The sequence below is a fragment of the Candidatus Harpocratesius sp. genome (assembly GCF_054039255.1).
This window is the reverse complement of record NZ_JBPLBG010000052.1, coordinates 34,693-48,270: the sequence shown is the minus strand read 5'-3', so window position 1 is coordinate 48,270 and position 13,578 is coordinate 34,693. Positions and strand designations below refer to the sequence as shown.

The 13,578-nt window shown below is 30.7% G+C and carries 5 protein-coding genes; 4 read left to right on the top strand and 1 reads right to left on the bottom strand.

What is annotated here, in order from left to right; translation table 11 throughout:
- Positions 1 to 82 precede the first annotated feature (82 nt).
- A complete protein-coding gene (locus tag ACXLDF_RS12580) occupies positions 83 to 967 on the top strand; it encodes a competence/damage-inducible protein A (protein WP_457558884.1) in 885 nt (294 codons plus the stop codon).
- Between the two features lie 113 nt (positions 968 to 1,080).
- Here ACXLDF_RS12580 and ACXLDF_RS12575 read toward each other — a convergent pair whose 3' ends face one another.
- Complete coding sequence (locus ACXLDF_RS12575; protein WP_457558883.1) at positions 1,081 to 1,800, bottom strand: YiiX/YebB-like N1pC/P60 family cysteine hydrolase; 720 nt, start codon at positions 1,798 to 1,800, stop codon at positions 1,081 to 1,083.
- Between the two features lie 297 nt (positions 1,801 to 2,097).
- On the opposite strand from ACXLDF_RS12575, the gene ACXLDF_RS12570 reads away from it, so the two are divergent.
- From ACXLDF_RS12570 to ACXLDF_RS12560, 3 genes are all read left to right on the top strand, one after another.
- Positions 2,098 to 3,141, top strand: a complete 1,044-nt coding sequence (locus tag ACXLDF_RS12570) for a Rab family GTPase (RefSeq protein ID WP_457558882.1) — start codon at positions 2,098 to 2,100, stop codon at positions 3,139 to 3,141.
- 85 nt (positions 3,142 to 3,226) lie between these two features.
- The gene (locus tag ACXLDF_RS12565) at positions 3,227 to 3,928 is read left to right on the top strand and encodes an acetate--CoA ligase family protein (protein ID WP_457558881.1); all 702 of its coding nucleotides are present in this window, start codon (positions 3,227 to 3,229) and stop codon (positions 3,926 to 3,928) included.
- A 294-nt stretch (positions 3,929 to 4,222) separates the two neighbouring features.
- On the top strand, positions 4,223 to 13,321 hold the full coding sequence (locus ACXLDF_RS12560; protein WP_457558880.1) for a hypothetical protein: 9,099 nt from the start codon (positions 4,223 to 4,225) through the stop codon (positions 13,319 to 13,321).
- Positions 13,322 to 13,578: the final 257 nt, after the last annotated feature.

Sequence of the window (13,578 nt, the reverse complement as noted above, 5' to 3'; positions counted from 1 at the left end):
AAGCGAAGAACTCCCTTTAAGGATTTTCTAGCGATTCTTTGCTATTCTGAAAAATAAAAATTCTTCAATTCACAGCATTTTTATGGACATTCTGCATATAATTACTACGACTAAAATGGAGTGCGAAATCATACTTATCGGGAATGAACTACTAATTGGAAAGGTGCAAGATACAAATGGAAAATTTATAATTAATCAACTTATCCCCCTTGGAATGAAAATATCTCAAATTACAATAATACCTGATAATATTATTCGTATAAAAGAATGCCTTCGATATGCTCTATCTCGTAAGCCCTTGTTTATTTTCACTTCTGGTGGCTTGGGACCAACTTTTGATGATATAACTCTTGATGGAATAAATCAAGTAATTTATCCATTTCAAGAATTGGTTGAACATGAAGATGCATTAGAGATGATCTATAAATCTTACGCTATGAGATTCAATAAATCCAAAAAAGATGCAAAAGAAATACTAGAAAAGAAATATCCTTTACATCATAAAATGGCAAAACTGCCTACATGTGCTGTTCCTCTATTTAATTCTGAAGGGGTTGCTCCAGGTGTTTTGATTCCTAAAAAATTTACAAATGGATTTACTGAAATTATTGCTCTTCCAGGAGTTCCTCAAGAATTAAAAGCAATTTTTCTTGAACATGTTCTTCCTCGTATTCAATTTTTAACTAAAGATTTGCATTTTTTTCAAAGCGGCTTTACATTTATCAATCTTGGCGAAAGTCGATTTACTGAATTAATATATGCAATTAAGGATGAATATCCCGAAATTTGGATAAAAACTCATCCTCGTGCGAAAATTATTAATGGAAAACGTCAATACGAAGTTGAAGTACATTTGACCTCATTTTCTCGGGATATTTCCATTCCATCAAAGATGAATCGATTATATCATATTCTCAAAGAATATGTAATTGCTGTAAACGGAATAATAATAGATGAGCATCATTAGGTGCGAATAAGTTTTAGGTTAATAAATTTACTATAACACAAAAATAAAAATAAGAAAAAAGTAAAAAAAACTTAAGAAAAAACTTAAGAAAAATAACTTTCTTTACAGATTTCTTAGGATGAATAAGCAATCAAGTAGGTTCTTGCAGAATCATGAACCTCACTAGGGGCACATGCCCAATAATAATCCCAACCACTCCAACCTGGATCAGCATCAATAGTATTTGTGTTTGAATCACTGTTATCATATTTATAATCCCATGGATTGCCAGGTGCACCATCCATTGCCCAATCATAAGCCTTTGCAGCTAATTCAGAACAGTACATGGATTTATACGTGCTCATACCATAGAGATAATTATAATCATATTCAGTTTTAGCGCCCCAAGTCCAATAATCTCTAAACCATGATGTTTCCCAAGCTCCAGTTGCATAAGCATTTGCATATTCCAAAACCTTTGCACGATGCCAGTCGGTAGCTCCATAAACTCCAAGAATTTCCGCTTCATCCGCTTTATTTAAACGAGAACAGTCATTAAATACAACACCATCAGGAGTTGCTTCAATTACAAAATATCCCCAATGTGAATATCCTGCTTCTGAATCGTAGTGGTATGAATAACCTAAATAAATAGCTACGTGATCCCAATGGCCCGGAATTAGATCTTCATATTTTCCTCCTGCAGTAAGAATTAAATCTCCTGGTCGAGCAATTCCTGGAATATCAAGTGCATTTCCATCTCCTTCATCCCCGATTGCAACAACATTATTGAAATTCAAAGACATACCGAGGATAACAAGTGCTGCTAGAAGATACTTTTTTTTTAATTTCATATAAATCCTCCAAATTTTAAAAAAAAATTCCAAATTTCCTGTGAATGATAGAAATATCCACAGTAAACTTGATCAAACATTTGTTTTTGTTATTTATAAAAATTAAGAAATTTCTCTAAAAAGTGCAAATTTGTTTGAAAATCTCTTTTTTTGTCAATTTACTGGAATTTTAGAAAATGAAAAGTGGATGCAAAAGCTTAATAGAATAAAGTGGATCTAATTGATAATAGATTTTAAATTTCAAAATGGGATTTATTCAAGGTTAATAAGTTAATTTCCCAAATTGAGGATATTCCTATGGAAGAGACAGTAAAAAAAATCGAGATATTACTTTATAATTATTTTCAAGCTTGCATTGATATGATGGAAGCTGTTTATGTATTTCAGCGTGAGGGGGAATTAATTGCTAAAAAATTATCAGAATCGCCAGAAACAATAATTTCTGAAGATAATCTTTATAGCAGCGTGGCAGAAATTGTAGACCAAACTCTCGAACGTATAAAATCTCAATATCCAGGTAGTTTTGGCACAAGTACATTTGAAACAAATGAACATCGTTTAGTATTTATTGAATGTGGGCAAAATGCTATCATGCTTTCTGTTTTTAAATTGGAGACTTTGCTTTCAAAAGTGATGCCATATGGCTTTTTAGTCGCTGAGAAAGTTGCTCGTTTAATAGACGAACCTGAATTAATGGTAGATTTAACTGTTCCAAATTTATTCTTAGGATACGAACTTTCATTCGATCCTTCTGTTACAAATTATCCTTATATTGAATTTAATGTCGATCCCGAACAAGCTCAGAAAGAAATTCATTTTAAATTATGTGTTATAGGAGAACCAGCAGTAGGAAAAACAACTTTAATATATCAATTTGTTCACGGTAAATTTTTAGAAAATTATAAGCCAACATTAGGAATATCTATAACTAATCAAGTATATAATTTGCAAGGCTTCAAACAAAATCAGCTAAATTTTATGATTTGGGACGTTGCAGGGCAGAAATTTTTTCAACGTGTGAGGAAATATTACTATCAAGGAGCAAATGTCGCATTTATTTGTTATGATGTTACCCGTCGAGAATCATTTGATCGAGTTGAGTTTTGGTATCAAGATATTCGAAGCGTGCTTCCAGGGATTCCAATAGTAATTATAGGGAATAAAATTGATCTTTTTGAAGATCGACAAGTCTCCCATATGGAAGGGGAACAATTAGCTCGACGTTTACATTGTTCATTTATTGAAACTAGTGCCAAAAGTGGTGAATATGTAAAAGATGCTTTCTCAATTGTGGGAATAGGTTTGTTTTTCAAATTGTACTCTACGAAAAATGAAAAATAATATAAGAATACGCTGTTTCATGATTTTTTCTCTTCTAGAAAAAGGAAAGGAAATCATTTTTTATCATCTTTCTTTACATATCATTATGGCAACCGTGGAAGAAATTCTTGCTCGGGCAAAAAATGACAACCGAACAGTTTTAACTGAATTCGAATCCAAAGAATTACTCCGTACCATTGGAATACCTATACCTGAACAGAGATTAGTACTAGCTTCTGAAGGTCAAGAAAAAGTGCTTCAAGCATGCAGTGAGATAGGTTATCCTGTAGTGATGAAATTAATGAGTGATAAAATTGTGCATAAATCCGATTCAGGGGCAGTAAAACTGAATATCCAAACCGAGACTGATGCCCAAATTGCACTCAATGATTTACTCGCTATTGAATGTGAAGATGATAAGAAGGCTATTTCCATCCAAAAGATGGCTAAAGATCCCATTGTCGAGATAATTATTGGTTCTCTTCAAGATCCTCAATTTGGAGCAACCGTTATGTTTGGAATTGGGGGTGTTTTAGTAGAAGTAATGAAGGATGTTGCTTTTCGAATTGCTCCAATTTCTGATTTTGATGCAGATGAAATGATTCACGAGATTAAAGGATTTAAAATTTTAGATGGATATCGGGGAAAACCTCAAGCAGATTTAGAAGCAATTAAAGATGCTTTGAAAAAATTAGCTCAACTAGCTTATGATCATCCCGAAATCGCAGAAATGGATTTAAATCCTTTATTTACCTATGAAGATGGAATTTTGGCGGTAGATGCCAGGATTATCTTGAAATCTGAATAAAATATTTTTATTTTTTTCCTTATTCTAATTAAAATTCTATTATTATTTTTTTTTATTAGGTTTCTTATCCAACTGTATTTAATATATTATTTTTTTTGATTGGAAAAAAGAGATACTTTCATCTATTAAGTTTTTGTAATTAGTCATTAAAAAAATGTAAAGATATTTAACTTAACTGGATTAAAAAACATGCCATTCTTTACAAAAAGAGAAAACTCTTTTAAACTATTATATGGATTAAGAATTCTATAATAAAATGAAAAGTTATAAATCTTTTTGCAATGCAATAAAATTATGGGAAAAAACATTTACATTCATCTTTCGAGAAAGAATTTAATCTCAATTTTATTTATATCCTTTATAATTATAGTTCAATTTCAAAATCCTAGCGGCTTTTACATTAGAGAAACGCGATTAAATCAAGATATGTCACAAGATCATATAAAAATAGACGATGATCAATTTGAAGTGATAAATACCCCTGAAAGTTCATCTTATTCCCAAAATTTGACTGCTTCAAAAGATATTGTCAAGGTTTCTCTTCATCAGGCGTATAATTCCACTTCAATTCAATCGTTTAATCAAAATTCAAATACTTTTACTATTTTTGCACCAAATTCAACTGCTTTTAACGTTTCTAGATCTCTTTTTCAGCTAGATAATATAAAAACTCAGAATTATACGTATGTTGTCGAGGATTCAAGTTCATCAGATACTGATATTACAGATTTATGGGTTACTTCATTTACTGTAGGAATGAACTGTTATCTTACTAATTTAAGTATTTGGGTTGTAAAGGATCTTTTAAAAACAGGAAATGGAACATTAGCTGCTTATCTTTTCAATTCTACTTGGGATTCTGATAATAGTAGGAGTAAACCGATCTATTCAAGCCAAAAATATCTAGGTTCAATTGTTATAAATTATGATAATCTTTGGTTCAATGCAAGTTTTGGAGCAACTTCTAATACTTTTCTTGATAATTCTCTCACAGACAATAAAACTTGGTTCATCGGTTTTGAAGAAGAATCAGGAGGTTCAGCATTTCTTGCGAATTGGAAATACAACACTGATGGAGTAGATAATTCTGAAGCGTATTACTGGTTGGGTGCAGAAAGCTGGCAACATTACGCTATTGATTTTACAGCAAAGATTGGTCTTAGCTTAAATAAAACTAATGTAGCACCGTCTGAAATAAATTTAAAAATAAATGATCTCCCCGTATATAATAATTCTAATCATCCTGCATTAAATTCTGGATTTTGGAATTATACAAGTTTTGGTAGCAATGGTGCAAACAGCATTAATTATCAAATATCATCAACATGGTATATTTATTCATTAGATATAAACCAAACATTAGTAAATTATACCAAATCATTTTATGCCAACACTTCATACACCGTAGAAAGCGGAGTTAGTGTTTATTGGAATTCTCAAGCCATCTTCACAGCTTTTGACCATCGTTTGAATAATAATACGGTTAACTTCACGATTCCGCTCAGTTGGACAGTTAATTCTTTGAAACGCGGATCTACTTCCATAACTTATACTTCCCATAGTAATAGCACCAATAAAATTCTCACGGTATTTGGTTCAGAGGCTCTTGATGGAAATTGGACGCTTAAGACCCAATCTTCCAATTTAATCTCTTCGGTTAAAGTGGGAAGAGGTAGCAAAGAGATTTCATTAGCCTATTCTAATGAGACTATCTCATTCAATGCTACTTTTTCAAAATCACTCACCGGAACAGTCAACTTAAGTGTTTACAACCCCGCTGATATCAGCAATGAACTTAATTATACTAAAGAAGTTAGCGTTACTGATGCAACTAGCGTTGATTTTGGATCTTGGATCATTGCAAATAATATTTCTGATTATGGGGAGTTCCGGGTGCAAGTATACTGGGAAAATTCTACTGATGCAGGTATTCAGGACACAACCATCTTCATTGCTGCAGCAACTAATTTTCAGTTCCTCACCACCAATAATTCAGAATATCTTAACTCAGGTGTACCATTTAATATCTCATTATTCTATATCGATGTGATGAAATCTGAAAATATCAGCAGTGCTACACTTGAATATGATCTTTCTTTAGGAAGTGGTTGGCAAACAGATGCAACACAATCAAATGCAGATAAAACTTATAATATTACAGTTGATCCAACACAATATACAATAGGTTATCATGAAATACCTATTCATATTAACAAAACCAAGTACATGAATTATTCCATTTCCTACGGCTTTTATATTGTTAATAATTCTCAGATCTATGAATATACTCAAGCAAATTCTCTTACTGCCATACGTGGTCAAAATACTACATACACTTTTAATTTTAATCAAACTTGGCAAAATACGCCAATTACAGGTGCAACAATAACTGAAAATACCTTAGAACCAGGGCTTGTTTGGAGTTTTTCAGACGATGGCAGTGGCAATTATACTATTCGGATAAATTCTTCACAAGTTAATGTGGGAACTTATACATGTGATTTTAGAATCTCAAAAGCTGATTATAAAACCCAGAATTTCCAATTTGATATTACAATAATTCAGGCTCAAACATCTATCGAATTAATCAATCAAACAAATAATATCAAACGAATTAGTGATTTAAATTTCACTACATATATTCGGGTAAAAGATACTGACAATAATTGGAATGTTGCAGGAATTACACCAAGTTCTTTAACTGTAATGAATATTACAAGTTCTGAATCTGTTTGGGATACAGATGAAGCATCAGATTGGCGTTTATGGGAAGTAGGTAATGGTATTTATGGAGTAAATATAAGTTTAGGATCAACTGGTGTCAATCGCATTGATTATGGAAGTTATTCGATTAGATTGAATATTAGCTATTCTCCAAATTATAATTGGAGTACTCTTGAGTTATCTTTTCATATTTTAGGCAATTCTACTTCTATTTCATTATTAGAAATAAACGATGGTTCTGTTCCAGCTTATGATGGGATTCCATTATCAGAATCACCTGCGAATACATATCATATTCTTCAAAATCCCACAGGTTCAGTCGAATTTGGATTACATTTTGATTTGATTGATAATGATAATAGTAATTCTGAAATTAATACTGCAAGTGTTAATTATTGGGCTTATTTAAATAGTACTACAGCTTTGGATACAACTTCATTCTTTGAATATTCTCTCTCGAACTTATATCATCGAGGGCGATTAGTATTAAATAGTTCATTATCAGTTGGAACTTATGAAATTAAGATTATTGCTGGTATGTATAATTATGAAAATGCTTCATATACATTTACTTTAGTTATCGAACCTGTGTCAACCCAGGCTGTTTTAGACAGTATTACACAAATAGGAAATGTTAATCATACTAATCCTGAATACAATGCTGGAAATAATACTTATTTTGTTTATGCACAATATGATTTACAATTGGATTTCTTATATCAAGATCTAAATAACAGCGTGAATATCCAAAGTGCTTCTTATGCAAAACTCAATTACAATAGTAATAATCTTAGTTTAACACCAACAGCTGGAGATATTTATCGCTTGACCATTCAATCTTCTTCGCTAATTATTGGATCTCATATAATTACGGTCTATTTTGGAAAAGCAGATTATATAAATGCCTCTTATTCATTTAATCTCACAATTTTACAATTGCCAACAGATGCTGGAAGAAATCTTGCATTATATCAGCCAGATCATAATAATTCTATGCTTGAAGGAACTCCATTTATTGTGTATCGCCCATTTAAGTTATGGGTAAATTCTTCTTATTTTGATACAAATAATTCTCAATTTTTAACTGCGTCTTATGCAGTTTTAAATTACAATGGTAAAAACTACACATCTAATTACTTTAGTAGTAATCTACACGGATGGGAAATACCTTTATCAGACTTAATTACAGGAGTTCAAACAATTACTCTTTATTTTGGTCTGGATAATTATAAAAATGCATCATACAGTTTTGATATAGAATGCAGATATAATCCTACAAATATCTCATTTGTTGAAATAACTCAACCTGATCATCAACCTGGAAATATGCTTCCATATAATTCAACATATTATAATTACACGGCATATTCTGCCTACAGTATTACTTTGAATATGTCAACATATGATACTGTAAACAATACATTTCTTTCAAGCGCTAATGTTCAGCTTTCATTCAACTCACAAATCTATTATCCGAATTTTACTTTAAACGATATGTTTATCTGGGTTTTGCCTGTAATTGATTTAGATTTAGGAACATTTAATATAACTATTACTTTTTCGAAAACTTACTATTTCAATAATACATATTCGTTTAATATTAGTATCTATGATTTACCTACAGCAGTTTATGGTCATTTCACTATATCACAACCAGATCACAATTCAACTACAATTTCTAATGAACCATTTTTAGTTTATACTGCATATTCAGTTGTTATAAACTGTTCTTATTATGATACAAACAATTCAGATTATATTTCATTAGCAAATGCTCAGCTATATCTTGATGGTACATTCATTTCTAATTCTAATTCATACAATTCAACTGCATATGGATGGGTCTTGGATATCTCAGGATTATCACTTGGAATTCATGAAATCTGGTTAAATTTCAGTAAAGATCATTATAAAAATAGTTCAAAAAGTTTTATGATTTCAGTGGATCATCAAGTGACTACAGCACAATTAGTTGACATCACTCAAGAAGAGCATAGCAGTGCTACTTTAATAAAAGGTGCAGATCCGTTGAATAATTATACTGTTTATATGAAATATGGATTGAATCTTTCCCTTTCATTCACAGATCCCACAAATGGAAGCACACCAATTGAAACTGCAACAGTCACATTTTGGTTAGATGGTGTGAATTTTCCTGTCGTGTATTCGGGATCACATTTTCTTGTAAATATTAATGCAAATGATCTTCAAACACATCCAGGGGAATTCATTCCTGTTTTGATCCACTTTAATGAAACTTTCCACTACAACCAAACTATTGCCTTCAATTTGACAATTATTGTTCTTCCAACTATTTCGGGTAGCACTTTTGAAATAACACAACCACAACATAATAATTCGCAGTTATCTGGAAATCCTTTTGTTGTTTACGTTCCTTTTAATCTATATTTAAATTGTTCATATTGGGATACATTTAATGATGAGTCTGTAAATGGTGCATGGGCAATAATTGAATATAATGGTGTTAACTATTCTTATTCTAGCTATAGTGGTGCTCTATATCGCTTTAATATTGATTCTTCATTATTGGTTGAAGGAGAAAACCAAGTTATTACATTTTATTTTGGTTTAGATAATTATGCGAATTCTTCCTATTCAATTGCAATTTCTGTGAAAAAGCTTCCTACTTCCCAAAGTCTAGTTAGTCTAAGGCAACCAAATCACTTAGGATATGAAAATGATGAATTAATTGCAGATGCAACCTTTGGAAGTTATTATTTATATCGTGCTTATGATTTTCGATTAGAATTTAGTCTGGTAGATCCAACAAATAGTAATAGCCCAATTTCAACAGCGTCCGTTTCTTTCCTTTACAATAGTATACCATATAATCTGAGCTTTAGTTCTGGATCTGGAACATATTTTTATGTTATCCCTGCAGAAAATTTAACTGTTGGAAACGCTATAATTTCAGTTCACTTCACGGGTGTTGGATTACAAGCGCAGACAATATTCTTAAATTTAACTGTGTTAAATCTTCCTACAGAATTCCGAAATTTTGAAATATCGCAATATGACAATGATTTTTCATCTAGTGATGAACCTGAGAATGCAACAATCGGATATGTAATTTATGATGCTTTTAATTTAACTTTGTTTGGTAGTTTCTATGATTTAAACAACTCAAAATATATATCTGGTGCTTGGAATCAAGTTATCTTTAACAACACTGTATATTCTTTAAATTATTTTGTCAATGATAAATATGGATGGCTAATTCCAGCAAATGATTTGATTCCTGGTAAATATGAAATTCAAATTAAAATTGGACTTGACACATATGAAAATGTGACAAAAACATTTAATGTAACTGTTGAAGTTCTTGCTACAAGTATCCATTTTAATGAAAACACTAATGATAATGATTTACGGCAAGAAGATCGACCGAATTACCTTCTTCATCCTGTTCAGTTAATTGGGGGTGTTTATCATGTTTTCATAAAATATGATGTAATCATTGATGTGGTTTATTATAATGAAATTGATAATACTCCTTTAGCTTCTGCAGATTATGCGTTGCTGTCTTATAGAAATTTCAACACAACAGGAGTAGAGTTTTCACCTGGCAATTATCGTTTTACAATTCCCGCATCTGTATTATCTTTAGGATTATTTAACGCTACTTTGAAATTTGGGAAATTAACTTATGAAAATGCAACAAGTGTGATATATATTGAAGGCCATCTCTTAAGTACGCAATTACTCGTCAGTTCTCTAGAACAATCTGAACATCAAGGTGTAATTTCACAGAATTTGTTAAATTCTTCATCTCATATCATTTATCTTCCATTTGATACTAGTTTAACTGTAGAATTTTTGGATTTAAATAATACTATTCCAATTAGTTCAGCAACTGTAGCAGAGATGACACTTAATGGTTCGCTTGTATCAATAAATTCTCAATCAAATGGAATTTATTCATGGATCATACCAAAATCATTACTTTCAATAGGTCTTTTTACCGTACAAATTTCTCTACAAATAGAAGATTATCAATCTCAAGTTTTTATTTGCTTTTTGAATGTTTCTATAGTAAAAAGTCAAGGTGAATTAGTATATTTGCAACAAGATGATAAAGAACTTTCCTTTAATGAAACTTCTCAAGAATATACTGCATTTGCACCTTTTGATATCTTGTTATCATATCAATTTATTGATACTGTGATTAATTCAACCTTTAATAATATATCTGTGGTAGATCTAACACTGAATGGAGATCAACACTATAATGCTTTAATTATTTCGGGTAATTTTGTTTTTACGATATTGTCAAGCGATCTTTTACTTGGAACAAATGAAATTGTAATACAATTTTCTCAATATGGATATGAGAATATCTCTATCTCAATAAACATCAACGTAATTTCTGAATATTCTGTATCTATTACTTTATTGAGTAAACCAACAAGTGTTACTCAAGGAGACAAACTTTCTTTAGTTTTCCAACTTTCTTATTCAATTGGAGATGAAAATTTTCCATTAGAAGGGGAGTCTGTGACTCTCCGCGTAAATCACCCCGATATTAGTCCAATTACCAATATTACAGATGAGACTGGTAAAGTTTACTTTGAATTTGTCCTTCCAATTGGTGATTATTCTGATTTGAATATATCAGTAGAATATAATGGCCAGCAATATGGTATTGCTGAAAGTGAAAATTCTATTGAAATTACAGTTGAACCACCACCCAGCATTCCAATTTGGGTTGTTTACATTATTTTAGGTTTTGTTGGTTTCATTACGATTGCTGTTACTATTCAAAAGAAAATTATTCAGCCCCGTCGGATGCATTTTACTGATTTAGTTATGTCTTCAGCTACAATTTTTGAAGATGCAATTAATATCCAACACATTATGGTAATTTATAAAAGTTGGGGAACATCCATCTTCTTTAAGTCCTTTGCAGAAGATACATTTGATCCAGATTTGATCAGTGGATTTTTATCCGCGGTCCAATCTTTTGGAAAAGAACTTAAAACTCAAAATACACTTAATGAATTATCATATGGAGACAAAATTCTACTATTTTCTGATGGCGAATTTATTCGGGTTACTTTGGTTTTAAGCAAGACTGCATCTCCATTTTTAAAACGAAACTTATCAAAATTTGTTAATGTTTTTGAAGTTCAATTCAAAGAACAATTGACAAAATGGCATGGACAACTTAATGTATTTCAAGGTGCAGAAGATTTGGTAGATGAAGTTCTAAAAACTTCAGTAATATTACCTCATAAATTCAATCAAGAAATTAAAAAACCTAAGGATTTACAACGCACTTTGACGAAGCATGTTTTATCAATTGCCCAATCATTAATTAGTGAAAATCGCCCATTTTTGTTTTTGGCTCAACTTTTGCAGCAATCCTTGGATGAAACAGGAAAAGATGCGCCTGAAATTATTCTTTCAATTACTGAATTACTCGATAATAAGATTTTAATTCCTATTAAAATTGAGCAGATCGAAAGACCAGAATTGACTGAATCACAAAAACAAGATCTTCATATGCGTGTTTGGCAGATTCCAAATAAATCCAATGCAGAAAAGGAAGAAATATTTGAACAATTAACTCAACTATCTGATGCTGAGCGTGAAGTTGCATTAAGTTCACTATTACAGAAGGTTACAATAACTTCTGAATATACCAAAGAAGAATATGAAATTCCCAAATTCACCAATGAAAAAGCAGCAAGAAAAGAAATAAAATCTTTGATTTCACAAGCTAAAAAAGCAGCTAAATCTCAAACATATGATGAAGCGTTAAAATTCTATGAAATTGCTGAGGTTATTGCCATTCAATGGAATTTAAAGGAGACAATTAAGGAGTTAGAACGTGTAAGTTTATCTACAACAGTACTTAAAGAACAGACAATAATGAAAATATCTAAGAAACAGGCTAAAAAACACGAAAAATCTAAAGAATTTGAACTTGCAAATTCAGAATATCAAAATGCCCTAGATGCAGCTCATAGATTATTCCAATTAGGTTTTCAAGAATATGAAGAAGAAATTAAGTCTCTTACACATAAAGTTGTTGAACTAAAGCAAGAATGCAAATCAGAACAAAATAATGAAGATTGTTTAGATGAAAGTATCATGATTAATTCTCGCAAGAATCTATTGAAATTCTATAATAAAAATGAAAAGAAATTGAGTTATCGAGAAAAAATATTAATTCTTACTCGAATAGCTGTAATTTCAAACCTACTTTTTAAATCTGGAAATGCTTCTGAAATTAAAAATATACGAACTTATCAAAAGAAAATTGATTCTCTGAAAAAATCAATATCTAAGGAATCTGAAAGTGTTCAAAAAGAAATTCAAGAAAATAACATTGTTCTGCAAGAAATGGCTGAAAACTTGGAAAAATTGATAAAAGAAGCAGAATTGAATGAGAATTGGTTGGAGTCCCTATTTTTATATCAAAAACGTGTTGATATATCATATCAACTTGGAAACATCGATCGTGGTGTCTATTTTATTGGTCAGATTAAGACAAAATTAGATAAAGTTCCTTATTTATATGATTTAATTGATGATTACAACCAAAAACTTTCTATCGCTGAAGAGCAAAATAATCCTGGAGAAATGCAGAAATATCATGATCTACTCAAACTTCTACATGAAATTATGTTTGAGTTTGAACTATAAAAGAATTTATAAAATTATAACATATTTATTTTCTTTTTTTTTCTGTAATCATTTATTTTTTTTTGAAAATTTTACCAATAAGTATGAAATATACTTATAACAATGATCTCACACTGAAAACTTTCTTAAATCTTTTAAAAAATTAATAGCTGTGTATTTATTAAATCAATCAGTATAGAATCAGTTAATATTATTGTGAATGAGTTATTAAATGATAAGTAAAATAAAAAAAGAAAAAAAAAGAATATTACATGCGA